Annotated in this window: 23 protein-coding genes; 13 read left to right on the plus strand and 10 right to left on the minus strand. The window is 72.0% G+C overall.

From position 1 onward, the window contains the following. Positions 1–25: 25 nt before the first annotated feature. Entirely contained in the window at positions 26–1,513 is a 1,488-nt protein-coding gene (locus tag AC07VM_RS03785) for an APC family permease (protein ID WP_494910026.1), read from the minus strand. A gap of 227 nt (positions 1,514–1,740) precedes the next feature. Continuing rightward, on the minus strand, positions 1,741–2,346 hold the full coding sequence (locus tag AC07VM_RS03790; RefSeq protein ID WP_267415760.1) for an NUDIX hydrolase family protein: 606 nt from the start codon (positions 2,344–2,346) through the stop codon (positions 1,741–1,743). Between the two features lie 72 nt (positions 2,347–2,418). Here AC07VM_RS03790 and AC07VM_RS03795 point away from each other — a divergent pair, with 72 nt between their 5' ends. Beyond that, a complete protein-coding gene (locus AC07VM_RS03795) occupies positions 2,419–3,075 on the plus strand; it encodes an alpha/beta hydrolase (RefSeq protein ID WP_494910027.1) in 657 nt (218 codons plus the stop codon). On the opposite strand, the gene AC07VM_RS03800 is transcribed toward AC07VM_RS03795, so the two are convergent. Next, on the minus strand, positions 3,076–3,354 hold the full coding sequence (locus AC07VM_RS03800) for a glycine zipper domain-containing protein (protein ID WP_494910028.1): 279 nt from the start codon (positions 3,352–3,354) through the stop codon (positions 3,076–3,078). Positions 3,355–3,648: 294 nt separating this feature from the next. On the opposite strand from AC07VM_RS03800, the gene AC07VM_RS03805 reads away from it, so the two are divergent. The 5 genes from AC07VM_RS03805 to AC07VM_RS03825 all read left to right on the plus strand — a co-directional run bounded on the left by AC07VM_RS03805 (position 3,649) and on the right by AC07VM_RS03825 (position 12,141). Next, entirely contained in the window at positions 3,649–5,253 is a 1,605-nt protein-coding gene (locus AC07VM_RS03805; protein ID WP_494910029.1) for an ABC-F family ATP-binding cassette domain-containing protein, read from the plus strand. Between the two features lie 148 nt (positions 5,254–5,401). Next, on the plus strand, positions 5,402–9,982 hold the full coding sequence (locus AC07VM_RS03810) for an ATP-dependent helicase (RefSeq protein WP_494910030.1): 4,581 nt from the start codon (positions 5,402–5,404) through the stop codon (positions 9,980–9,982). A 22-nt stretch (positions 9,983–10,004) separates the two neighbouring features. Further along, positions 10,005–10,880, plus strand: a complete 876-nt coding sequence (locus AC07VM_RS03815; RefSeq protein ID WP_494910031.1) for an EI24 domain-containing protein — start codon at positions 10,005–10,007, stop codon at positions 10,878–10,880. Continuing rightward, positions 10,880–11,653, plus strand: a complete 774-nt coding sequence (locus AC07VM_RS03820; protein ID WP_494910032.1) for a DNA-formamidopyrimidine glycosylase family protein — start codon at positions 10,880–10,882, stop codon at positions 11,651–11,653. The genes AC07VM_RS03815 and AC07VM_RS03820 overlap by 1 nt, the downstream gene beginning before the upstream one ends. 80 nt (positions 11,654–11,733) lie before the next feature. Then, positions 11,734–12,141 carry a DapH/DapD/GlmU-related protein gene (locus AC07VM_RS03825; RefSeq protein ID WP_183150821.1) on the plus strand — a complete coding sequence of 136 codons (408 nt, stop codon included), beginning with the start codon at positions 11,734–11,736 and terminating at the stop codon, positions 12,139–12,141. Between the two features lie 22 nt (positions 12,142–12,163). Here the strand turns inward: AC07VM_RS03825 and AC07VM_RS03830 are convergent, their stop codons facing one another. Both AC07VM_RS03830 and AC07VM_RS03835 read right to left on the minus strand, forming a co-directional pair. Then, positions 12,164–12,823, minus strand: coding sequence for a LuxR C-terminal-related transcriptional regulator (locus AC07VM_RS03830; protein WP_494910033.1), 660 nt, complete (start codon positions 12,821–12,823; stop codon positions 12,164–12,166). Next, positions 12,816–14,063: an ATP-binding protein gene (locus AC07VM_RS03835; protein WP_494910034.1), complete on the minus strand. Its 1,248-nt coding sequence runs from the start codon at positions 14,061–14,063 to the stop codon at positions 12,816–12,818. The genes AC07VM_RS03830 and AC07VM_RS03835 overlap by 8 nt, the downstream gene beginning before the upstream one ends. A gap of 114 nt (positions 14,064–14,177) precedes the next feature. Here AC07VM_RS03835 and AC07VM_RS03840 point away from each other — a divergent pair, with 114 nt between their 5' ends. The 4 genes from AC07VM_RS03840 to AC07VM_RS03855 are packed head-to-tail and all read left to right on the plus strand — an operon-like array spanning position 14,178 to position 17,619. Further along, positions 14,178–15,788, plus strand: coding sequence for a PspC domain-containing protein (locus AC07VM_RS03840; protein WP_494910035.1), 1,611 nt, complete (start codon positions 14,178–14,180; stop codon positions 15,786–15,788). Further along, positions 15,785–16,111, plus strand: coding sequence for a hypothetical protein (locus AC07VM_RS03845; RefSeq protein WP_267415777.1), 327 nt, complete (start codon positions 15,785–15,787; stop codon positions 16,109–16,111). The genes AC07VM_RS03840 and AC07VM_RS03845 overlap by 4 nt, the downstream gene beginning before the upstream one ends. A gap of 10 nt (positions 16,112–16,121) precedes the next feature. Then, positions 16,122–16,862: a LysR family transcriptional regulator substrate-binding protein gene (locus AC07VM_RS03850; RefSeq protein WP_494910036.1), complete on the plus strand. Its 741-nt coding sequence runs from the start codon at positions 16,122–16,124 to the stop codon at positions 16,860–16,862. Between the two features lie 40 nt (positions 16,863–16,902). Continuing rightward, positions 16,903–17,619, plus strand: a complete 717-nt coding sequence (locus AC07VM_RS03855) for a glutamine amidotransferase-related protein (RefSeq protein WP_494910037.1) — start codon at positions 16,903–16,905, stop codon at positions 17,617–17,619. Positions 17,620–17,635: 16 nt separating this feature from the next. Here the strand turns inward: AC07VM_RS03855 and AC07VM_RS03860 are convergent, their stop codons facing one another. Continuing rightward, entirely contained in the window at positions 17,636–18,106 is a 471-nt protein-coding gene (locus AC07VM_RS03860; protein WP_494910038.1) for a glutaminase, read from the minus strand. Next, positions 18,103–19,317, minus strand: coding sequence for a cation:proton antiporter (locus AC07VM_RS03865; protein ID WP_494910039.1), 1,215 nt, complete (start codon positions 19,315–19,317; stop codon positions 18,103–18,105). Before AC07VM_RS03865 ends, AC07VM_RS03860 begins: the two co-directional genes overlap by 4 nt. An 86-nt stretch (positions 19,318–19,403) precedes the next feature. On the opposite strand from AC07VM_RS03865, the gene purU reads away from it, so the two are divergent. Continuing rightward, positions 19,404–20,255: a formyltetrahydrofolate deformylase gene (gene purU, locus AC07VM_RS03870; RefSeq protein WP_267415782.1), complete on the plus strand. Its 852-nt coding sequence runs from the start codon at positions 19,404–19,406 to the stop codon at positions 20,253–20,255. On the opposite strand, the gene AC07VM_RS03875 is transcribed toward purU, so the two are convergent. Further along, the gene (locus AC07VM_RS03875) at positions 20,245–21,351 is read right to left on the minus strand and encodes an NAD(P)H-dependent flavin oxidoreductase (RefSeq protein WP_494910040.1); all 1,107 of its coding nucleotides are present in this window, start codon (positions 21,349–21,351) and stop codon (positions 20,245–20,247) included. The genes purU and AC07VM_RS03875 overlap by 11 nt on opposite strands. A 97-nt stretch (positions 21,352–21,448) precedes the next feature. Here AC07VM_RS03875 and AC07VM_RS03880 point away from each other — a divergent pair, with 97 nt between their 5' ends. Together AC07VM_RS03880 and AC07VM_RS03885 are read left to right on the plus strand one after the other, a co-directional pair. Then, a complete protein-coding gene (locus AC07VM_RS03880; RefSeq protein ID WP_494910041.1) occupies positions 21,449–21,721 on the plus strand; it encodes a DUF6412 domain-containing protein in 273 nt (90 codons plus the stop codon). Positions 21,722–21,784: 63 nt separating this feature from the next. Continuing rightward, positions 21,785–22,564 (plus strand): YidC/Oxa1 family membrane protein insertase, encoded by a 780-nt coding sequence (locus AC07VM_RS03885; RefSeq protein WP_494910042.1) that lies wholly within the window; start codon positions 21,785–21,787, stop codon positions 22,562–22,564. Here AC07VM_RS03885 and AC07VM_RS03890 read toward each other — a convergent pair. Beyond that, positions 22,536–23,453, minus strand: a complete 918-nt coding sequence (locus tag AC07VM_RS03890) for an EamA family transporter (RefSeq protein WP_267415787.1) — start codon at positions 23,451–23,453, stop codon at positions 22,536–22,538. The genes AC07VM_RS03885 and AC07VM_RS03890 overlap by 29 nt on opposite strands. Before the next feature lie 59 nt (positions 23,454–23,512). Next, positions 23,513–24,397 (minus strand): SDR family oxidoreductase, encoded by an 885-nt coding sequence (locus tag AC07VM_RS03895; protein WP_494910043.1) that lies wholly within the window; start codon positions 24,395–24,397, stop codon positions 23,513–23,515. Positions 24,398–24,603 lie beyond the last annotated feature (206 nt).

Raw genomic sequence — 24,603 nt, forward strand, 5'->3', positions numbered from 1 at the left:
GTGTGCGGCGGGCGGGTGTCGAGCGTCAGGCGTTCTCGTCGAAGCGGCGCACGATCTGCGCGTAGGCTTCGGGAGCCTTCGCCCGCATGATCGCGGCCTGCACGAGGCCGATCACCGGCGCGATCACGACCACGCCGACCAGGGTGATGCTGATCGGCCCCCAGGCCGGGTTCCCCTCCGCGTCGACGTCGCTCACGAGCAGGGGGAAGTTCGCCGCGATCAGCACGGCGGACACGGCGAGGCCGAGGAAGCCGAGGATCGGGGCGATGGTGGTGTGCCAGGGGCTGCGCAGCACGCGGGTGCGGGCGAAGTAGACGACGACCGACAGGCAGGTGACCGCCATCAGGATCACGATCGCGAGGGTGCCGATGCCGGCGAACCAGGAGAAGATGTTCTCCGGTGCAAAGCCGATCAGCGCGAGGACGATGATCGCGACGCCGGAGGTGGCCACCTGCACGATCGAGGCGATGTGCGGTGAACCGTGATGCGCATGCACCGTCCCGACCCGGTCGGGCAGCACCCGGGCGTTGGCCATCGCGTGGTGGTAGCGGGTGAGCACGTTGTGCAGCGACAGCACCGCGGCGAACATGCTCCCGAGGAACAGCACGGCGACCGCGATGGAGCCGATCGGGCCGAGGTACTGCTCGGTCACGCGGGTGATCAGCGTGGTCGGGTCGGCCGCCGCCTCGTCGATGACGTTCCCCTCGCCGACGCCGACCACGATCGCCCAGGCGGCGAAGGCGTAGAAGACGCCGATCACGATGGCGGACGCGTAGGTGGCGCGCGGGATCGTGCGCTCGGGGGTGCGCACCTCGTCGCGGTACACGACGGTCGACTCGAAGCCGATGAAGCTCGCGATCGCGAACATGAGGCCGAGCGCGGGGGCGCCGGAGAGGACGTTCTGCAGCAGGAACGACCCGAAGGTCACGCCCTCCGCGCCGCCCGTGACGAGGATCACGATCCCCAGGAGCACGACGATGCCGATCTCGGCGAGCAGCACCACGACGAGCACGCGGGAGCTGAGCTCGATCTGCCGGTAGCCCAGAGCACCCACGAGCGCGACCGAGGCGAGGGTGAGCAGCCACCAGGGGATCTCGGGCCCGCCGAGGAGGACGATGCTCGAGCTGATCGTCGCGCCCAGATAGGAGAACACCGCGATCTGCACGGTCGTGTAGCAGACCAGGGCGAGGTAGGCGGTGGCGAGGCCGGGCGTGCGACCGAGCCCGTGGGTCGCGAACACGAAGAAGGAGCCGGCCTTCGGGAGGAAGCGGCTCATCGCCGTGAGCCCGACCGAGAAGAGCAGCAGGATCACGGTGGCCACGAGGAACATCACCGGGAATCCGATGCCGTTGCCGACGAGGAAGCCGATCGGCACGAGGCCGCCGACCACCGTGAGCGGGGCCGCGGCCGCGATCACCATGAAGGTGACCGACACCGCCCCGAGATTCCCGCGGAGATTGCGCTCCGGAGGAGTTGCTGCTGCGCTGCGCGACGTCGTTGTCGAAGCATCCATGTCGAAGCATCCTTTGCCGATTGGACTAATGGTCTACTTTCTAGCCCATTAGTCGGATCGACGCAAGAGTCGCCCTCGCGACCCGGGGTCCGACGTCACGTCGAGACCCGCGCCCGTGCAGACCCGTGGCCGTGCAGACCCGCGGCCGTCGAGAGCCGCACCGGCTCGTCCCCGCGCCCGGGGGTCGACGCGATGGTCGACGTCGCGACGGAGTCCGTCGGTCGACGTCAGCGCAGCAGGCCGAGACTGGCGAGAGCCTGGCGGATGAGCGTGCCGCGACCGTTCTCCATCTCGGCGGCGACCGCGTCGGATCCGGCCGCCTCCGGCGAGAACCAGGTCACCTCCAGAGCGTCCTGGCGGGGCTCGCACGTGCCGGTCACCGGCACGACGAAGGCGAGCGACACGGCGTGCTGCCGGTCGTCGTGGAACGCGCTGACACCCGGGATCGGGAAGTACTCGGCCACCGTGAACGGCAGCGGCTGCGGCGGGAGCAGCGGGAACGCCATCGGACCGAGGTCGTTCTCGACGTGGCGGAACAGGGCGTCGCGGATGGTCTCGCCGAAGCGGACGCGGCCGGACACGATCGTGCGGGTCATCTCGCCCATGGGCGTGGAGCGCAGCAGGATGCCGATCTCGGTCACCTGGCCGGAGCCGTCGGTGCGCACGGGGATCGCCTCGACGTAGAGCATCGGCAGTCGGCGCCGTGCCTCTTCGAGCTCGAACTCGCTCAGCCAGCCGGGATTCGCGTCGGGCGCCGGCGGATTCGCATCGCGGAAGCCTCCGAGACCGTCGTCTTCGGGCTCCGGATCGGGATCAGGTGTGCGGACCGCCATGTGTCCTTTCTACCAGCCGCCCTCGCCGGCCGACACCGGGTGCACGTCGGTCGCGCCTGGCAGGATGACGGTGTGAGCGAGAACCTGACGATCGACGACACCGCGACCCGATGGTCGTCCGCCGACCGCGACGGGAAGCCGTTGCTGGTGCTGCTGCACGGCTACGGGGCCGACGAGCACGACCTGTTCGGCCTCATCCCCTATCTCCCCGAGGGCATCGCCGTGGCGTCCGTCGCCGCGCCCCTCGCACCTCCGTGGCCGATGCCGGGCCGGTCCTGGTACCCCATCGACGGGCTCGACGGCCGCAGCCCCGAGGCCGTGACCGTCGCCGCCGAGGCGTTCCTGCGCTGGCTCGACGCCACCGCCGGAGACGCCCCCTCGATCGCGCTGCTCGGCTTCTCGCAGGGCGCGGCGGTGTCGCTGCAGGCACTGCGGCTCGCGCCGGACCGCCTCGGGGCGGTCGTGGCGCTGAGCGGCTACGCGGCACCGGGCGAGCTGCCGAACGACGACGCCCTGGCCGAGCTGCGCCCGCCGGTGTTCTGGGGCCGCGGCACGCACGATGAGGTCATCCCGCCCGCACTGGTCGCGCACACCGCGCAGTGGCTGCCCGGGCACTCCGACCTGTCCGGCCGGGTCTACACCGGGCTGACGCACAGCATCTCGGAGGAGGAGCTGACCGACGTGCACCGGTTCCTCACGAAGTGGCTCGACGGGATCGCCGCGAGCTGATCAGCGCTCGGGCTTCTCGTCGGACGCAGCGGGATCGCCGTCGGGATCGCCGTCAGGGTCTTCCTCAGCCTCGCTCCCGGGGTCGCTCCGTGTGCGGCCGCCACCCGAGGTGATGGCGACGGAGAGCGCGACGCCGATCGCCAACCCGATCCCGATGCCGAGAGCCCAGTTCTGCAGAGCGGCTCCCAGCGACGCTCCGATCGCCATTCCGAGCGCGAGCCCGATGCCGAGCCCCATGCGCGAACGGGACTCCTGCGGACTCGGGTCATGATCTGCCATGCCTCCACGGTACGGACACGTCGGCTCGCCGGCATCCCCCGCTCGACGGACAACCGCGACACGCCCGGGGTTGCGGAACGCCGACACGCCCGGGTATCGTCGGGGAGTCCTGTCCGCCGTGTCTGGAAGTCCTTTGATCTGATCCGTCGCCTCCGCGCTCCTCTTTCCGCGCGCTGACCCGACGATCGCCGACTCCACGGCTGACCTCCCTCCTCCCGCGACGCTTCCGCGTCCGGTCGAGGACCCGACAGAGGTCCGGTGTCAGTGCACCCTCGCACTCGACAGGAGACACTCATGTCAACTCCCACCACCCTGCACGCAGCGGTCGTCCTCGACCGCCTCACGTTCACCTGGCCCGACGGCTCGACCGCGCTCGACGGCATCTCCGGGGCGTTCGGCTCCGGTCGCACCGGCCTGGTCGGCCGCAACGGCGCCGGCAAGTCCACCCTGCTGCGACTGATGGCCGGCGAGCTCGACCCCACCTCGGGCGGCGTGACCGCTTCCGGCGAGGTCGCCTACCTCCCGCAGCAGCTCACGCTCGACGTCGACCGTCGGGTCGCCGAGCTGCTGGGGGTGTCCGCGGCACTCGACGCGGTGCGTGCCATCGCCGCCGGCGACGTCGACCCCGCCCACTTCGATGCGGTCGGCGACGACTGGGACATCGAGGCCCGCGCCGAGGCGTCGCTCGCCGAGGCCGGCCTCGATCCGGAGTTCCTCGACCGCAGCGTCGGCGAGCTGTCCGGCGGCGAAGCCGTGCTCGTCGCGATCGCCGGCATCCGCCTGCGCCGTGCACCGATCACGCTCCTCGACGAGCCGACCAACAACCTCGACCGCGACGCCAGGGCGAAGCTCGCGGCGATGGTGCGTGCCTGGAATGGCACGCTCATCGTCGTGAGTCACGATCTGTCGCTGCTCGAGCTGATGGACGAGACCGCCGAGCTCTACGCCCAGGATCTGAGCGTGTTCGGTGGGCCGTACTCGGAGTGGCGTGCCTGGCTGGATGCCGAGCAGGATGCGGCGAAGCAGGCCGAGGCCACCGCGGCGCAGGCGCTCCGCAAGGAGAAGCGGCAGCGGATCGAAGCCGAGGTCAAGCTCGCCCACCGCAGCCGCACCGCGAAGAAGGCCGAGATCGAGAAGAGAGTGCCGAAGATCGTCGCGCACGGTCGCAAGATGGCCGCCGAGGTGTCGGCGGGAAAGCTCCGCACCGAGGTCGGGGCGAAGGAGGACGCGGCGCACGCCGCGCGGGAAGAGGCCGGACGCCGCGTGCGCTCGGATGCCTCGATGAAGATCGAGCTGCCCGACCCGCAGGTGTCCCGCAGCCGCCGCATCGCGACGATCGGCGACGAAGAACGGTCCTGGGTGATCCAGGGGCCGGAGCGCGTCGCCCTGATCGGCCGGAACGGCGCCGGGAAGACGACGCTGCTGGAACGTTTGGTCACGGACGGCGGCACCATCGGCGCACTGTCCGCCGAGGCGCACACCGACCTGATCGGCTACCTGCCGCAGCGGGTCGACGGTCTCGACGAGACGCGCTCGGTGTTCGAGAACATCGCCGCCGCGGCGCCCCAGGTTCCGGAGAAGGAGCTGCGAAACCGGCTCGCCCGATTCCTGATCCGCGGGGCGACCGCCGAGCGTCCGGTGGCGGCGCTCTCGGGCGGCGAGCGCTTCCGGGTCGCCCTCGCGAAGCTGCTGCTGTCCGACCCCGCTCCGCACCTCGTGGTGCTCGACGAGCCGACGAACAACCTCGACCTCGACACGGTCGACCAGCTCGTCGAAGCTCTGCGCGCGTACCGCGGTGCGGTGCTCGTGGTGAGCCACGACGACGCGTTCCTGCGCCGGCTCGACCTCGACCTCACCCTCGAGATCGACGGCGAGGGCGCGCTGCACGAGGTCGGGTGACGTCGCAGCCGCACGATCGAGTCACGCCTGCCCGGCCGAATCACCGTTCGACCCGGGCAGGCGTGGCCTCGTCGCGGCCGATGTCCGACCCCGATGTCCGACCCCGATGTCCGACCCCGATGTCGGTGCCGTCGACGAAGATGGAGGGATGAGCGACGTGCTCGACCGCTTCACCCCCGCGACGCAGGACTGGTTCCGGGGTGCGTTCCCCGCGCCCACGCCCGCGCAGGCGGGGGCCTGGGATGCGATCTCCGCGGGCAAGCACGCGCTCGTGGTGGCCCCGACCGGCTCGGGCAAGACGCTGTCGGCGTTCCTGTGGGCGATCGACAGCGTGTTCCGTGAGCGCATGGGTGAGACCACCCCTCCCGCGAAGGGCGAGCCGCGCACGCGCATCCTCTACATCTCGCCGCTCAAGGCGCTCGGCGTCGATGTCGAGCGCAACCTCCGCTCCCCGCTCATCGGCATCGGGCAGTCGGCCCGGCGGCTCGGAATCCCCGCCCCCGCGGTGACGGTCGGCGTGCGCTCGGGCGACACCACGTCGAGCGACCGCCGCAAGCTCGTCTCCGATCCGCCCGACATCCTGATCACGACCCCCGAGTCGCTGTACCTCATGCTCACGAGCCGCGCGGGCGAGACGCTGCGCGGCGTGCACACCGTGATCATCGACGAGGTGCACGCCGTCGCCGCCACCAAGCGCGGTGCGCACCTCGCGGTCAGTCTGGAGCGGCTCGACGCCCTGCGCCGTGCCGACGGCACCGAGACGCCGGCCCAGCGGATCGGGCTCTCGGCCACGGTCCGCCCGATCGACGAGGTCGCGCGGTTCCTCGGAGGATCGGCACCGGTCGAGATCGTCGCACCGCCCGCGTCCAAGACCTTCGAGCTCGGCGTGGTCGTGCCGATGGACGACATGACCAACCCGCCACCCCCTCCCGGCGTGCCAGGGGATGCGGAAGACGCCGAGTACTCCGAGGTCACCGGGTCGGTCTGGCCACACGTCGAGGAGGCGATCGTCGACCGCATCCTGCAGAACAACTCGACCATCGTGTTCGCCAACTCGCGTCGCCTGGCCGAGCGCCTCACCGGTCGCCTGAACGAGATCTACTCCGAGCGGATCGGCGTCGAGCTGCCGGCCGCGACCGTGCCCGCGGCCATGATGGCGCAGGCCGGAGCCACCGCCGGGGCCGATCCGGTGCTCGCCAAGGCGCACCACGGCTCGGTGTCGAAGGAGCAGCGCGCGCAGGTCGAGGAGGAGCTCAAGTCGGGGGTGCTGCGGTGCGTCGTCGCGACGAGCAGCCTCGAGCTCGGCATCGACATGGGCGCGGTCGACCTGGTGATCCAGGTCGAGGCCCCGCCGTCCGCGGCGTCCGGTCTGCAGCGCGTCGGCCGCGCCGGGCACCAGGTGGGCGAGATCAGCCGCGCCGCGCTCTTCCCGAAGCACCGCGGCGACGTGCTGCACACGGCGATCGTCACCGAGCGGATGCTGGCGGGCAAGATCGAGGCGATCCAGGTGCCGCGCAATCCGCTCGACATCCTCGCCCAGCAGACCGTCGCGGCGAGCGCACTCGGCGCCATCAGCGTGGAGGAGTGGTTCGAGACGGTCCGCCGTTCCGCGCCGTTCCAGTCGCTCCCCCGTTCGGCCTACGAGGCGACGCTCGACCTGCTGGCCGGGCGCTTCCCCTCCGACGAGTTCGCCGAGCTGCGGCCGCGACTCGTGTGGGACCGCGATGCGGGCACGCTGACCGGACGCCCGGGGGCGCAGCGCATCGCGGTGACCAGCGGCGGAACCATCCCCGACCGCGGCCTGTTCGGCGTCTTCGTGGCCGGTGAGACGACCGGCGCCCGGGTCGGCGAGCTCGACGAGGAGATGGTCTACGAGTCGCGGGTGGGCGACGTGTTCACGCTCGGCACGACGAGCTGGCGGATCGCCGAGATCACCCACGACCGCGTCAACGTGATCCCCGCCTACGGCCAGCCGGGCAAGGTGCCGTTCTGGCACGGCGACGGCATCGGCCGCCCGTTCGAACTCGGCGAGGCCCTCGGCGCCTTCTCCCGCGAGGTGTCGGCGGCCACTCCCGAGAAAGCCGCCCAGAGACTGATCGATGCGGGTCTCGACGAGCAGGCACGGGCGAACCTCATGGCGCACCTGACCGAGCAGCGCGAGGCGACGGGCACGCTCCCGACCGACCGCACCCTCACGGTCGAGCGCGGCCGCGACGAGGTCGGCGACTGGCGCGTGATCCTCCATTCCCCGTACGGCATGAAGGTGCACGCTCCGTGGGCGCTGGCGATCAACGCCCGGGTGCGCGAGCGCCTCGGCGTCGAGGGATCGGCCGTCGCGAGCGACGACGGCATCATCGTCCGCATCCCCGATGCCGAGGCCGAGCCGCCCGGAGCCGAGCTGTTCGTGTTCGACCCCGACGAGCTGGAGCACCTGGTCACCGAGGAGGTGGGCGGCTCCGCCCTGTTCGCCTCCCGCTTCCGCGAGTGCGCGGCACGGGCGCTGCTCATGCCCCGCATGAACCCGAACAAGCGCACGCCCCTGTGGCAGCAGCGGCAGCGGTCGGCCCAGCTGCTCGAGGTGGCACGGCGGCACCCGACCTTCCCGGTGATCCTGGAGACGCTGCGCGAGGTGCTGCAGGACGTCTACGACCTGCCCTCGCTGCGCAAGCTCGCGACGTCGATCGCCGACCGCCGCATCCGCCTGGTCGAGACCGAGCCCGGACAGCCGTCGCCCTTCGCCCGCGACCTGCTGTTCGGCTACGTGGGCGCGTTCATGTACGAGGGCGATTCGCCCCTCGCCGAGCGCCGGGCGGCCGCGCTGTCGGTCGACCCCGCGCTGCTCGGCGAGCTGCTGGGCACGGTCGAGCTCCGCGAGCTGCTCGACCCCGAGGTCATCGCCCAGTTCGAGCGGGAGGCCCAGCGCCTCGATCCCGAGCGCCGCGCCCGTGGGCTCGAGGGCGTCGCCGACCTGCTGCGGATGCTCGGCCCCCTCGACGCCGAGGAGGTCGCGGCCCGCCTCGATCCGGAATCGATCGATGGCACCTCGCCCGCCGCTCTGCTCGACGACCTCATCACCGCGCGTCGGGCGATCCCCGTCACGATCGCGGGTGCTCCCCGCGTGGCCGCGATCGAGGATGCGGGTCGACTGCGCGATGCGCTCGGCGCCGCGCTGCCCACCGGCATCCCGGTCGCCTTCCTCGAGCCGGTCGCCGATCCGCTCGGCGACCTCGTCGCCCGCCACGCGCGCACCCACGGACCCTTCACCACGGACGCGATCGCCTCCCGGTTCGGACTCGGCGCCGCCGTCGCCCGGCACACGCTGCAGCGCCTGGAGACCACGGGCCGGCTCACCAGCGGCTACTTCCTCCCCGAGGCCGCGGGCAGCGGGGACGCGATCGAATGGTGCGACACGGAGGTGCTGCGGCGGCTGCGGATGCGCTCGCTCGCGGCCATCCGCGGGTCGGTCGAGCCGGTCTCCCCCGAGGCGTACGCACGCTTCCTCCCCGACTGGCAGCACCTCGGGCGGCCGCTGGAGGGCGTCGACGGTGTGCTCACCGTGATCGAGCAGTTCGCCGGGGTGCCGATCCCCGCGAGCGCCTGGGAGTCGCTGGTCCTGCCCTCCCGGGTGCGCGACTACTCCCCCGCGATGCTCGACGAGCTCACGGCGGCGGGCGAGGTGATCTGGTCGGGCCACGGCACGCTCCCCGGGCGCGACGGCTGGGTGTCGCTGCATCCGGTCGATCTCGCGCCGTTCACCCTCCCGGAGCGTGACGCCGAGATCGCATCGGACTCCCTGGAGTCGCGCATCCTCATCGCGCTCGACGTCGGCGGCGCCTACTTCGCCGCGCAGCTGAAGGACATGGCCGCGGCCGAGAACGAGCAGTCCGTGCTCGAGGCGCTGTGGTCGCTGACCTGGTCGGGCTATGTGACCAACGACACGTTCGCCCCCATCCGGTCGCTGCTCGCCGGCGGCTCGCAGGCGCACAAGGTCAAGCGCCGCGCACCCCGCGCCCGCACCTACCGCGGCGTGTCCTTCACCGGCTCCGCCGCCCCGCGGCCTCCGTCGATCGGGGGGCGCTGGTCGCTGCTGCCGATGCTCGAGACGGATGCCGCCCGCCGCGCGACCGTCACCGCCGGTCTCCTGCTCGACCGTTACGGCGTCGTCACCCGCGGTGCCGTGCAGGCGGAGGGGGTGCCCGGCGGCTTCGCCCAGGCGTATCGGGTGCTGGCCGGCTTCGAGGAGGCGGGGCACTGCCGACGCGGCTATGTGATCGAGAAGCTCGGCGCCGCGCAGTTCGCCGCCTCGGCCACGGTCGACCGGCTGCGCACCTACGCCGGGCTCGCCGACCCGGCGCCGCGGAAGGCCGTGACCCTCGCCGCGACAGACCCCGCCAACCCCTACGGCGCAGCGCTCGGCTGGCCCAAGCTCGACGGCGTCTCCCACCGTCCGGGTCGCAAGGCGGGCGGTCTGGTCGTGCTCGTCGACGGCGCCCTCGTGCTCTCCCTCGAACGCGGGGGGCGCACGGTGCTGTCGTTCAGCGACGACGGCGAGACCTTGCGCGCCGCCGCGTCCGACCTCGCGGCCACCGCGCGCGCCCGTCGCCTGGACACCCTGACGGTCGAGAAGGTCAACGGCGACGGCGTCTACGGCACCGAACTGGCGCTGGCCCTCCAGGAGGCCGGATTCGTGGCGACCCCGCGGGGCTACACCCTCCGCAAGGCGGTCTGACGATGCGCCTACGCTGGAAGCCATGATCCGAGAGTTCGCCACCGGCATCCGCACGCTGCTGCGCGGATTCGGCCTGTGGCGGACCCGCCCCGGCCTCATGGGGCTCGGCCTCATCCCCGCGCTCATCGCCCTCGTGGTCCTCGCCGCCGCGCTCGTGCCGCTGGTGATCGGCATGCCCTCGGTGTCCGCCTGGCTGACGCCGTTCGCCGAGGGGTGGTTCGAGCCGTGGAAGGGTCTGCTGCGCGCCGCGGTGGGCTTCGTGGTCGTGGCAGCCGCACTCGCGCTCGCGAGCGTCGTCTTCAGCGCGCTCACGCTGACCATCGGCGACCCGTTCTACCAGCGCATCTGGCACGCGGTCGAGGCCGACCTCGGCGAGGCTCCCCCGGCCGACGGCGGCAGCTTCTGGACGACTCTCGGCGAGGGGCTGCGACTGGTGCTGCTCGGCATCCTGATCGCGATCCTCGTCCTGCTGATCGGCCTCATCCCGGCCGTCGGAGGTTTCCTCGGCCCGATCGCCGGTGTCGTCCTGACCGGCCGCCTGCTCGCCCGCGAGCTCACCGGGCGCGCGTTCGACGCGCGCGAGCTCAGTCCCGCCGATCGGGCTGCGCTCTTCTCCGGGAGCCGCGCCCGCGTGCTCGGCTTCGGTGTCGCGACCCAGCTCTGCTTCCTGATCCCCGGTGGTGCGGTCGCGATCATGCCCGCAGCGGTCGCCGGCAGCACGATGCTCGCCCGCGACATGCTCGCACGCACCGGTGCCCCGAGCGTCGCGAGCCCTGCGACCGGTGCGATGACCCCGGGCTCCGGCTCCTGGCCGCCACCGCCGGCGCCCTCGGCACCCCCGGCATCCCCGGCATCCCCGGCATCCCCGGCATCCCCGGCATCCCGCGAGGCTCCCTGATGCCCGAGGGCGACACCGTCTTCCGTACCGCGCGGCGCCTGGACGAGGCGCTGGCCGGTGCCGACGTCACGCGGTTCGACCTGCGGGTGCCTCAGGCCGCGACGGTCGATCTGACCGGGCAGACCGTGCACGGAGTCGCCCCGCGCGGCAAGCACCTGCTGATGCGCATCGGCGACAGCACACTGCATTCGCATCTGCGCATGGACGGTGTCTGGTTCGTCTACCGGGCCGGCGAGAGGTGGCGGCATCCGGCCTTCAAGGTCCGCGCGATCGTCGGCACCGCCGAGCGGGAGGCCGTGGGCGTCGACATCGCCGAGATCGAGGTCGTGCCCACCCGCGACGAAGCTCAGCTCGTCGGCCACCTGGGTCCCGATCCCCTCGCCGACGACTGGGACGCGGCGGAGGCCGTGCGGCGGCTCGGAGCCGACAACCGCAGCATCCACGTGGCGCTCCTCGACCAGCGCAACGTCGCCGGCTTCGGCAACGAGTACGCCGCAGAACTCCTGTTCCTGCGCGGTATCCTGCCGACCACGCCCACACCTGAGGTCGACGTCGCCGCGCTCCTCGACCTCGGCGTCCGCACGATCCGCGCCAACCGCGACCGCCGCAATCGGACCTTCACCGGCATCGATCGCCCCGGCCAGGCGACGTGGGTCTACGGCCGTGCCGGGCGCCCGTGCCGCCGCTGCGGCACCCTCATCCGACGGGGTGAGCAGGGCGCGGATCCGACTCGCGAACGCCTCACCTTCTGGTGCCCGTCCTGCCAGCGGTGACCACATCCATCCGAGGGAATGAATCCGCCCCACCCGTGGTTGTTGATATATCCGGAGAACTCCGGAGCACGGGAGGAATCGTGGGTAAGAACTACGTCGACATCGAGAACGACCAGGGAGCGACGCTGCGTTACCGCAAGCACGCGAACGGTCGAGGTCTCGTCGCGCATGGCGCGAAGGTGCATCCGAAGGCGCACATCGAGGCGGGTGCCTATATCGAACCGGGCGCGCGCGTCGGCGCCGGGGCGACCATCGCCCGCGGCGCCTGGATCGACGAAGACGCCGTGATCGGCGAGGGCGCGTTCGTCGACGCGCACGCGCACATCGGCCAGGGTGCCGCGATCGGCGATCACGCCTACGTCGGCGTCCGCACCGACGTCGGCGCCGGAGCGCGCATCGTCCGCGGCGCACGCATCGGCGACGACGAGACCGTCGCCGCCGGGCTCACCATCGCGACGGATCAGAAGGGGCTGTGGCTCGCGGCCTGACCGCAGCCACCCCTCGCACCGACTACAGCAGGCGTCGCTCCGACGCCCAGGCTGTCAGCTCATGCCGCGACGACAGCTGCAGCTTGCGCAGCACGGATGACACGTGCGTCTCGACCGTCTTGATCGAGATGAACAGCTCGGACGCGACCTCCTTGTAGGCGTAGCCCCGGGCGATGAGGCGCATCACCTCCTGTTCGCGCGCCGACAGCCGGTCGAGCTCGTCCGTCGCCGTCGCGGTCTCCCCGGCGACCGCGCCGAACGCATCGAGCACGAAACCGGCGAGCCGCGGCGAGAACACCGCATCCCCCTCGGCCACGGCGTGCACGGCCCTGCTCACCTCGATGCCGGACGAGCCCTTGGTGATGTATCCCCTCGCACCGGCGCGGATCACCCGGACGACATCCGCCGCGGCATCCGACACGCTCAGCGCCAGGAACCGGGCCGTCGTGGGCGCAGACCCGCGGATCACGTCCTCCCCGCCGGTGGCGTCCTCACCGCTCCCACCCGGCAGGTGCACGTCGAGCAGCACCACATCCGGCTGCGTCTGCGCGATCACGGCGATCGCGGACGGCACGTCGGGCGCTTCCCCCACCACCTCGACGCTCGCGTCCAGATCGGCACGCAGGCCGGAGCGGAAGATCGAGTGGTCGTCGACGATCACGACCCGGATGCTGTCAGCCACGGTTCTCCTCCCGTGCGGATGCCGGTCGCCCGGCGGTGCGGTCGTGCGGAAGCCCCGTCGTGATGCGGAGGTGCACCTCGGTGCCGTTCTCATCGCTGCGGACCGCGCCCGTGCCGCCGGCTCGGCGCATCCGGCCGATGATCGACTCGCGGACGCCCAGACGGTCGCTGGGCACGTCGTCGAGCTGGAAGCCCGCGCCCCGATCGCGGATGAAGACCTCGACACCGGATGCGCTGCCCTCGATGTAGACGGAGATCTCGCCACCCGCATGACGGGCGGCGTTCAGGATCGCCTCCCTCGCCGCCGCCGCGAGCTCTCCGCTCGCGCGCTCGGCCGACAGCCCGGCGGACACGACATCGATCCGCACCGGGTAGTCGAGTTCGAGCGCACCGGCATAGTCGCGCAGATCGGTCGGCAGGTCGCTGTCGGCCGGTGCGTCGCCGTCGTACAGCCAGGCGCGCAGCTCGCGCTCCTGCGCCCTCGCGAGTCGCGCGGCCTCGCTGGAGGCGCCCGCGCGGTTCTGGATCAGCGCGAGCGTCTGCAGCACCGAGTCGTGCAGGTGGGCCGCCATCTGGCTGCGCTGCTCCTCGCGGATGCGGCGGATGCGCTCACCGGAGAGCTCGCGCCACCGCGGGATCAGCGTGGACGAGATCACCGCGGCGAGCCCGGCGAGCGGGACCAGCACGAGCGCCACTCCGGATCGGGCGACGGGCCACGACAGCAGGACCGAGAAGAGCAGGGCGAGCAGCAGGATCGAGAGGATCCGGATGCTCATCGTGTGCCGCGGGCCGCGGGCGGTGTCGGTGCGGTCGATCAGCGTCGCCCACAGTCCAGCACCCGTCGCGCACGCCACCGTGCCCGCCACGACCAGGGCGGCGGGGCCGGGCGGGATCGATCCGCTCAGCCAGTCGCTGCCGCCACGCCAGACGAGCACCACCAGCATCCCGACGGCGGCCGGTGCGAGCAGAAGCCAGGCGACCGGGACGCGTCGCGTCGGCGCATCCTCTCCCTCCGCCCACGGGGTGAACATCCAGCACCAGGCGTAGAGGAGGATGCCGGCGCCGCCGCACAGGGTCAGGGCGACGAAGAGCGCTCGCACCACCCACACCCGCGCGCCCAGGTGTCGTGCGAGGCCCGCGCTGACGCCCGCCACCAGACAGTCGCGGTCGCGGGTCAGCGGGGGGCGCGGCGGAGCAGCCACGCGCGGGGGTCGCGCGGAAGCGTGCGCCGAAGAGGACATGTCGCCATCCAATCATCCGCACGGGTCATCCGGGTCCTCCCCGGCCCGGAATCAGGGGTCGCTCAGGGGTTCCCCCCATGGCAGGGCACCGGCGGATGCCGCCAGGATCGAAGCATGACGATTCCGACTGCGCCACCGCCCCCCGCCGATCACGCCGCTCCGGCCGTCGGCACCCCCGGCGCCGACATCCCCCGCGGCGCCGATCGATTCCTGCTCTGGGTCGCCGGACTCGGCGTCGCACGGTCCGAAGGATGGCTGGGCGGCGTCGCCGCGGGCATCGCCGCACGTCTGCGCATCGACCCCCTGATCGTGCGCGGCGTGCTCGTGGTCGCCGCGCTGTTCGGGCTGCCGGTGATCTTCCTCTACGCCGCAGCCTGGGCGCTGCTGCCCGATGTCGACGGACGCGTCCACGTCCGCGACCTGCTGCGCCGCGACTACCAGCCGGTGCAGTGGGGCATCCTCGCGATGGCCGTCATCGGACTGTTCCCGACCGCCCCGCTCGCCGGCCGCCTGTTCGGCCTCGGCTACGACGGCTGGTCGGCCCTGTCGCTCACCAGCTGGGTCGTCGGGCTCGTCCTCGTCGCCGGCCTGCTCTTCCTGATCGTGCGTGCTGCGAGCCGCACCCCGGGTGCTTCCGCGTCGGACCTGCCGATGGCTTCCGCAGTTCCGACGGCCCCGGCCGCGTCCGCTCCCCTCGGTGATTCGGGTACCGCCGAGGGGGCGGACGCCACACTCTCGCAGCAGGCCTCCACGGATGCCGAGACGGTCGTGTCCGAGAGCCCGGAGGCGTCGAGCTTCTATCCGCCGGCGCCCGCCGCCCCCGCGACGCTCACCGCCACGCCCCCAGCCCCGCCGGCTCCGCTGCCGCCCGGGTCGCAGGATCCCGCCGCTCTCGAAGCGTGGCGCGCCCAGCACGCGGCCTGGAAGGAGCAGGACCAGGCCTGGCGCCGCCAGCAGCAGGATGTCGAGCGCGCCGCCCGTGAGCAGCTGCGCCGTGAGCGCCAGGCCGAAGCGGCCGTGTTCGCCGCGGAAGCGGCCGAGCGTCGGCGCATCCGTCGCTCATCGAACCCGCGAGCGGGCTTCGCCTTCGCCGCGACCTTCCTGGGCCTGGCGATCATCACGGGCGCCGCCGTCGGACTCACCAGTGGCGGAGACGCGCTCGCCGGTACCCTCGGCCTCCTCGCGGCAGCGCTCATCCTCGCACTCGGGATGATCGTGGCCGGAGCGTTCCGGCGCCGCAGCGGCTTCCTGGCCTTCGCCACCGTGCTGACGCTGATCGGCGGACTCGTGGCGGGCGGATTCTCGACCCTCCAGGGCTTCACGCTGGGCTGGGCATCCATCGAGAACAACCAGGCCGCGCACATCCGTCAACCGTTCGGGGACCTCTCGATGACGCTCTATCCGCATGAGGACGGACCGCGACCGATCGTCGTCGAGAAGGGGACGGGCACGACGTACATCTACGTGAACGCCGGCGTCGAGCTGCAGCTGCGCGCCACGGTGGACACCGCGAACGTGGACTGGACGCGCGTCGCGGAGGGCGACGGCGAGGTCCTCGACTCCGGCGTCCTGCAGGGCACGCGCCGAGGAGGCGAATCGGTCATCGTCGAGGACATCTCCGCGGAGACCGGCTCCCCGAAGACCATCCAGCCCGTCACCATCGATCAGGACAGCGGCGACATCTCGATCACCGTCGTCGAACCCGCGAAGGAAGAACAGCGATGAGCACTCCGACGATCACCGAGACCACCACCACTCCTCGCACGCGTTGGGCAGGCATCATCTGGGGCCTCCTGTTCGCTGCGACCGCCGCGACCGCCCTCTGGATGCTCAGCGATGCCGACCGGCGGGCCACGATCGGAGACGGGCTGCTGGCCCTGACGCCGACGACCATCGTCACGATCATCCTGCTGACCATCGGCGTGCTGCTCCTCGCGAACGGCGCCGTGGGCCTCGTCCGCCGGGTGCAGCGGAAGCTCGCGTCCACGGACACCCGGCAGGACGGTGTCGTGCCCCGGGTCGAGGTGCCCGGCTCTCTCGCCGAGTAGCCTGGATCCCATGGCGAATCAGGGAAGACGGCCCGCGAAGGGCGCAGGGCGCGGCACACCGGTGCGCCGGAACAAGGCCGCTCCCGCCGAGAGGTTCCCGTCGCAGAAGCCCAAGAAGAAGACGGCCAAGGTCGTGTTCGACGCCCCGGCCCCCGAGTCGGAGGAGCCGCGCACGTTCCGCCTCGGCGCCGTGCCCGGTGCGACCCCGGGCAAGTGGATCAGCGCCTGGAAGCAGCGGATGCCGCGGGTGCCGCTCGAGCTCGTCCCGATCGAGGCCGCGACACAGCGCGCCGCACTCGACGAGGTCGACGCGGCACTCGTGCGACTGCCCCTCGCCGACGATTCGCTGCACATCATCGCCCTCTACGACGAGGTGCCCGTCGTCGTCGCCGCCGTCGACTCGCACCTGATGGCGGCCGAGAAGCTCACCGCCGCGGATCTGGAGGGCGAGGTCGTGATCGGTCTGACCGACGACGTGCTCGGCACGTTCGACCTCCCCGGCACGGTCCCGGCGGCGTTCGCCGCACTGCCGACGGAAGAGGCGATCGCCACGGCGGCCTCCGGCGTCGGCATCGTGATCGTCCCCATGTCGCTGGCCCGCCTGCACCACCGCAAGGATGCCGATCACCGCGTGCTCGACGGCGGCCCGGAGTCGACGGTCGCCCTCGTCTGGCCGCGGGACCGCACGACGCCCGATGTCGAGACGTTCGTGGGCATCGTCCGCGGCCGCACGGCGAACTCCTCGCGGTGACCGCGTCGGACAGCCGCCGCACGCTCGTTAGAATCTCCTGATGGCCTCGCTTCTCTACGTCTGCGTGCGGCCCGAGATCGGGGCGGCGGATGCCGAGCATGCCTCCTTCCGGCGGGCGCTCGGCGTCGACGTGGTCGACCGGCTCGACCTCCTGGAGACGCCGCTGCACATCGAGCGCCTGCGGGGCTACCGCGGTGTCGTCGTCGGCGGTTCGCCCTTCAACGTCTCGGACACCGTGAAGTCCGCGGAGCAGCTGCGTGTGGAGGCCGATCTGCGCACGCTCGCCGACGCCGCGATGGCCGCCGAGATCGCGGTGTTCTTCACCTGCTTCAGCATCGGCGTCGTCACGAGGATGCTGGGCGGCGAGGTCGTGACGGACACCCCCGAGCCCGCGAGCGCCACCGTGATCACGACGACCGCGGAGGGCGCGGCCGACCCGGTGTTCGGCCCCAGCGGCTCCGCACTGACGGTGTTCACGGCCCACAAGGAGAGCGCGGCGGACACCCCACCCGGCGCCGTGCTGCTCGCGACCAACGAGGTCTGCCCGGTGCAGGCCTACCGCGTGGGCACGCACCTGTACGCCGCGCAGTTCCACCCCGAGCCGACGCCCCGCGACTTCGCCGACCGGATGACGTTCTACCGCACCACCGGCTACTTCGACCCGGACGAGTTCGACGCGGTGCAGCAGCAGGTGCTCGCGGCATCCGTCACCGAGGGCGCCGCGCTGCTCCGCCGGTTCGCGGAGACCTTCGCCTGAGTCGGCTCGCCTGAGCTCAGCTGTCGGCCGAGCCCCGCAGCAGCGCCACCCGCTCGCGCAGGTATGCCTCCAGGGGCATGTAACCGCCGGCCGTGCTCCAGCGCACCGACGGAACACCGTCGATCAGGGCCAGCGGACCCGACGTGCCCCCGGCATCCACCGCATCCACGTCGATCACGCTCCACCCCACGTGCACGACGTCGCCCTCGTCGAAGCCGCCGCGCAGCGCCTCCGCGCGACGCTCGGCACGCTCCCTGGCCGACTCGGCCGTGTACCCCCGACGCCCGGGATCGGCGGCGCGCAGCACCTCGGCCGTGGCCAGCGCATGCGTGTCGGTGAGCAGCAGCACGCCCAGGTGCCAGGCCTCGCCGACCCGCACGATGCGTCGCCCGCGCCACCGCGAATCCCGCTGCTCCCCCAGCCCCTCCTTCGGGGCGTCGGCGAGGTCGCGCACGGCCTGGGTCAGCAGATCGGATGCGGTGCTCACAGCTCTCCCTGGGTCGTTCGGCTCGCACGGGCGGGACCCGCGACCTCCTCGCGGTCACCGCGCAGGGTCATGCCGATGAGCGGATACAGCAGCACCGACAGCATGCCGGCACCGACGAGCGCGGCGGCCGTGCCGGTGTCGAGCATCTTCTGGTCGACGCCGATCGCGGTGACCGCGACGATGATCGGGAGGCCGGTCGCGGCGAGGAGCCCCAGGGCCACGCGGTCGCGGACGCTCATCCCGGCCGGGGCCGAGAGCTGCGCGGCCAAGCCGCGGATCACGAGCAGCGCGATCAGGAAGATCGGCACCAGGGCCAGTGCCGCCGGCGAGGTGAGGAGGGCCTGCAGGTCGAACGTGACCCCCGTGTAGAGGAAGAAGATCGGCACGAGGAAACCGAACGCGATCGCCTCGATCTTGCTCTCCACCTCCTCCGCATCCTTCTTCGGCGCACGCGACATGATGATGCGCCAGATCGCCCCGGCCACGAACGCCCCGAGCAGCATGTCGAGGTCGAGCATCACGCTGAGCCCGACGAGCGCGGCGATCAGGAGGATCACGAACCGCACGCCGAACTGATCCGAGGTGTGCAGGGTGGCGCGGACGATGCGGTGCAGCCGGCCGTGCGGCACGCGATGCGCCAACAGCACGGCGAGGCCCGCCAGCACCACGAAGGTGAGCAGGACGGCGGTCGCGATCGGCGTGGTCCGGGTGCTGAGGAAGATCGAGATCGCGATCAACGGCAGGAACTCCCCGACGGCGCCGATCGCACTGATCGCGCGGCCGAACGGCGTGTCCAGTTCGCGCGCATCGCGCAGGATCGGCATCAGCGTCCCGAGCGCCGTGGAGCTCAGCGCGATGCCGATCACCACCATGCCCTCACCCGGGGCGAAGAAGAAGCCCAGGCCGATGCCCAGGAGCACGCTGAGGAGCCATCCGAGCGAGGCGCGCGCCAGCGGCTTGCCCGCCACCGTCTTGAAGTCGATCTCGGTGCCCGCGACGAAGAACAGCAGCGCCAGGCCGAAGTCGCTGAGCTTCTCCAGCAGCGGACCGGGTTCGACCCAGCCGAGCACGGCAGGACCGACGAGGATGCCGAGGACCAGCTCGAACACCACGATCGGCACGCGCACCACGGGGCGCACCCCGCGGGCGAGCAGGGGCGCGGCGACGGCCAGCAGGGGGATCAGCACCAGGCCGAGGTCGCTCGCTTCCACGACTCTCAGAGTAGCGACTGCGCCCGCGCGATTCGCCCGCTCGTCGCATCCACGGCAGAATCGATGCACACCCTCGAGGAGCCCCCATGTCTCAGCCCGATACCGCCCGCCTGCTCATCGCCTGCGACGACCAGCCCGGCATCGTCGCCGCCGTCGCCGGGGTGCTCGCCGAGCACGGCGCGAACATCATCTCGCTCGACCAGCACTCGACCGATTCCGAGGGCGGACGCTTCTTCCAGCGCACCGTCATCCACCTCGACGGCCTGTCCGCCGCGCGCCCCGCGCTCGAGGCCGACATCGCGGCCGTCGCCGAGCGCTTCGGCATGGAGTGGTCGCTGCACGATGTCGCCCGCCGCAAGCGCGTCGCCATCTTCGTCTCGAAGTACGACCACTGCCTCATGGAGCTGCTGTGGCGCACGCAGCGCGGGCAGCTCGACATCGACATCACGATGGTCGTCTCCAACCACCCCGACCTGGCGGAGTCCGTCCGCTCGTTCGGGGTGCCGTTCGTGCACATCCCCTCCGGTGACAAGGCCGCGATGGAGGAGCGTCAGCTCGAGCTGCTGCGCGGCAACGTCGACCTGGTCGTGCTCGCGCGCTACATGCAGATCCTCACCGACGACTTCATCACCCGCCTCGAGGTCCCGGTCATCAACATCCACCACTCGTTCCTGCCCGCGTTCATCGGTGCGAACCCCTATGCGCGTGCCAAGGACCGCGGCGTCAAGCTGATCGGCGCGACCGCGCACTACGCCACGGCGGACCTCGACGAGGGGCCGATCATCGAGCAGGACGTCACGCGCGTGACCCACTCGGAATCGGCGGCACAGCTGCAGAGCCGCGGAGCCGACGTCGAGCGCCTGGTGCTCGCGCGCGCCGTGCAGTGGCATTCCGAGGACCGCGTGATCGTGCACGGCAAGTCCACCGTCATCCTCTAGCGGCCGGCTCCTCCCCGGCATTCTGGTTCTCGTCGCTCCGGGCGTCGATCCGGGCCGCATCGGGGACCCCCGCCGCCAGCTCGGCGAACACCTCGGCGGCGGTGTCGTACTCCACCAGCGGCGCGGCCTGCCCCATCCACAGGGACTGCAGCGCGCCGAGGTTCTGCTCCCCCGCCGCCGTGCGGAATCGTCCGGTGAGCCAGTTCTGCATCGGGAACGGCGCGATCGTGCCGCTCGCCTCGATCGCCCGCACCACGCGGTTGCGCGCGCCGCGGGCGAGACGTCCGCTCATCGCACGCGTGAGCACGGTCTCGTCGGCCGCCGTCGTGCGGATCGCGTCGCGGTGCGCCTGGTTGGCTGCCGACTCCGAGGTCGCGAGGAAGGCGGTCCCCACCTGCACGCCGGAGGCGCCCAGAGCGAAAGCGGCGGCCACGCCTCGTCGGTCGGCGATACCTCCGGCCGCGATCACGGGCACGTCGACCGCATCGACGACCTGCGGGACCAGGGCGAACGTCCCGACGAGCGACTCCTCGGCGGGGCGCAGGAACGACACCCGGTGGCCGGCCGCCTCCGCCCCGGTCGCGACGAGCGCATCGACCCCGCCCTCGGCGAGCGCGACTGCCTCCGCCACGGTGGTCGCGGTGCCGACGACCCGGATGCCGCGACGATGCGCCTCTTCGACGAGGGCGGCGGACGGCACGCCGAACACCACGCTCAGCACCGCGGGCTCGACCTCCCAGATCGCGTCGAGCTGCTCCTCGAGCGAGGGGTTGTATCGCTCAGGGCGGGCGGGGACGTCGACGCCGACCGCCTCGTAGAACGGCTGCAGCGCCTGCGCGAACACCGTGTGCTGCGGATTCGGCTCGACCTCGTCACCCGTCGGGAGCCAGATGTTCAGCGCGAACGGTCGGTCGGTCAGGGCACGCAGCTCCGCCCCGGTGGCGCGGATGCGGTCGCCGTCATAGCCGTACAGGCCGAAGGAGCCGAGCCCGCCCGCCTCGCTCACCGCCGCGGTGAGCGTCGTGGAGGAGAGCCCGCCGAAGGGGCCGAGGATGATCGGATGCTCGATCCCGAGCAGGGCGCGGAGGTCACTCATGCTTCGACGTTACGCCCGCGGCGTACCCGCGAGGCCACCCGTGACGGAGGGAGCCCCGGATCCCGGTGCTACCCTCGCTGGAGAAGGGAGCGCGCACATGAGCGAGTGGTTCGGGCAGATGCTGAGCTTCGTCGCGACCGCGCTCGGCCTCGTCTCGATGCCGGACGCCGCGGCCCTCGGCCTCGCGATCGCGCTCCTCGCCGTGACCGCCCTCACGCTCGCCATCGTGCTGAGCGTGCGCCCGGAGGCCTCGTCCGACTCCCCGCATCCGTTGCGGGCGATCGACGTCGGCACCCTCCTCACGCAGAGCGATCCTGATGCCGCCGGGCATCCGCGCCCTCGGGCGCCGGGAGTCGCGACCGCCGCGTAGTCCGTTCCGACGGGACGACGCGGCTTTCGCCGACCCTTCCCGACGCCACGAACGGACACTTCCATGGACCCCTTTGCCTTTCCCCCACTCACCGCCCTACTCGACGCCGCCTACGGCGCCCTGACCGGACTCTCCGATCTCCTCACCCCGATCGCCGGGGCCTCCGCCGCCGCCCTCGCCGTCGTGCTGGTCACGCTGCTGGTGCGGGCGCTCCTCATCCCCGTCGGCATCTCCCAGGCCAAGGCCGAACAGACCAGGGCACGCCTCGCCCCGAAGCTGCGCGAGCTGCAGCGCCGCCACAAGAAGAACCCCGAGCGCCTGCAGAAGGAGATGATGGCGCTCTACAAGGCCGAGAACACCTCGCCGTTCGCGGGGATGCTCCCGGTGCTGGCGCAGGCCCCGGTCGTCGGCCTCCTCTACACGCTGTTCCTCCGCCCGGAGATCGCCGGACACCCGAACGCCCTGCTCGCGCACGACCTGTTCGGTGCTCCGCTGGGCACGAGTCTGGTCTCGGCGCTCTTCGGCGGCACGGCCACCCCGGCGACGTTCCTGGTCTTCGGGGTGCTGCTCGCCGTGATGATCGCGGTCGCCGAGGTCACCCGCCGCGTGTTCCGCCCGACTCCCGTCGAGGGCGACGACTCGCCCCTGAACTCGCCCACGATGATGCGCGTCATGTCGGCGATGCACTACCTGACGGCGGTGTTCGCCGCGTTCGTGCCGCTCGCCGCCGCGCTGTACCTCACCGTCACGGTGGTGTGGACGCTCGTGCAGCGGGTCATCCTGCGCCGCCAGTACCCCCTGCCCGTCCCGGCGGTCAGTCGGGCAGCGGTATCGGCGCGGTGAACGGTCCGGAGGGGCCACCGTCGCGGCGGTCCCTCCGCACACCGAGCGTGGTCCCGACGCTCGCGGCGATCACGAGGCCCACGGCCAGCATGCGCAGCGGGGTCGCGTCCTGCCCGAGGATCAGCCAGCCGGCCAGGGTCGCGAACGCCGGTTCGAGGCTCAGCAGCACCCCGAACACCCGCTGCGGCAGACGGCGCAGCGCCGCGAGCTCGAAGGTGTACGGGATGACCGACGACAGCACCGCGGTGATCGCCGCGAGCAGCAGGAGCTGCGGGTCCATCGCCACGGTCGAAACCGCCGGGATGCCGACAGGGATGAGCAGCACGGCCGCGACCACGAGTCCCATCGCCAAGCCGCTGTTCCCGGGGATGAGAGCGCCGACGCGGGCGCTCATCCGGATGTACATGATCCAGAAGCCGGCGGCGATGAGGATGAAGACCACGCCGAGCGGGTCGAGGGGCTCGGCGCCGATCAGGCCGTCGATGCCGAGCACCACCATGCCGAGGAGGGCGACACCGACCCACGCGGCATCCGCGAGCCGACGCGTGAGCACGGCCGCGAGCACGAGGGGTCCGAGGAACTCGATCGCGACTGCGGGGCCCAGCGGGATGCGGTCGATCGCGGCGTAGAAGAAGCCGTTCATCGCGGCCAAGGAGACGCCGAAGAGCACCGCGGCGAGCCACTGCGCGCGGGTCCACTTCCCCGGTCGCGGCCGCACGAGCACCACGAGGAGGATGGCGGCGATCGCCACGCGCAATGAGGTCACGCCCCAGGGGCCGAGCACCGGGAACAGCTGCGCCGCGACCGCCGCGCCGAACGGCAGCGACAGGCACGATCCGATGACGAGTGCCACCCCGACGAGGGGGCCGGAGGCGGCGGGCTTCTGCACCAGACAAGCTTAGGCGGCGGCCCCCGGGGGAACCGCCGCCTCCGCGCGAAGCGTCCCGGTCAGAGCGCCTTGCCGCCCGTGACCGCGATGACCGATCCGGAGGTGTACGACGACTCCGCCGATGCCAGGTACACGTAGGCGCCCGCGAGTTCGGCCGGCTGCCCCGCCCGGCCCAGCGGGGTGTCCGCGCCGAAGGTCGCCAGACGCTCGGCGTCCCATCCGGTCGCGGGGATCAGCGGCGTCCAGATCGGGCCGGGGGCGACGGCGTTGACCCGGATGCCGCGAGGGCCCGCCTCCTCGGCGAGCGCCTTCACGAACGCGACCTGGGCGGCCTTCGTCATGGCGTAGTCGATCAGGCCCGGCGAGGGGTTGTACGCCTGGACGGACGCCGTGACGATGATGCTCGCGCCCGGTTCGAGGTCGGGATAGGCCGCCCGTGCCGAGAACAGCAGCCCCGCGAGGTTCGTGTCGAACACCCGGCGCATCCGCTCGGTCTCGAGGTTCTCGAACCCGTCGATGTCGTGCTGGTAGCCGGCGTTGAGCACGAGGACGTCGAGTCCGCCCAGCTCGCGGCGCGTGCCGGCGACGATCTCGGTCGCGAACGCCTCGTCGCGCAGGTCGCCCGCGAAGCCCACGCCGGTGCGCCCGGTCTCGCGGACCAGGGCGAGCGTGTCCTCCGCGTCGTCCTGCTCCTCGGGCATGTGCGCGATCGCGATGTCGGCTCCCTCCCGGGCGAACGCGATCGCGACGGCGCGGCCGATGCCGGAGTCGCCACCCGTGATGAGGGCGCGGCGTCCCTCCAGTCGACCGTGACCGGCATAGGTCTGCTCGCCGTGGTCGGGTTCGGGGCGGGTCTTCTCGGTCAGTCCCGGCTGGTCCTGGTGCTGGGCGGGGAAGCCCTCCTCGCGGTGCGCGTGCCGGGGGTCGGGTGTGTCGTCGGTCATGGCCGGTCCTCCTCGTCTGGTCGAACTCGTCTGGTCGAACTCGTCTGGTCGAACAGGACCCAGCCTCCCCGATGCCCCTCGCCTGGCGTCAGGGGGTTGACATCCCTCCGCTCCGACCCGGAAGGCGGTCGAGGTCCCGGGGAACGCCGAGACCCACCGGCGGAGGCGTCTCCACGGGTGGGTCTCGGTGGTGCCGACGGGTGTCG

Source organism: Microbacterium sp. GW821-FHT01D02 (genome assembly GCF_059422585.1).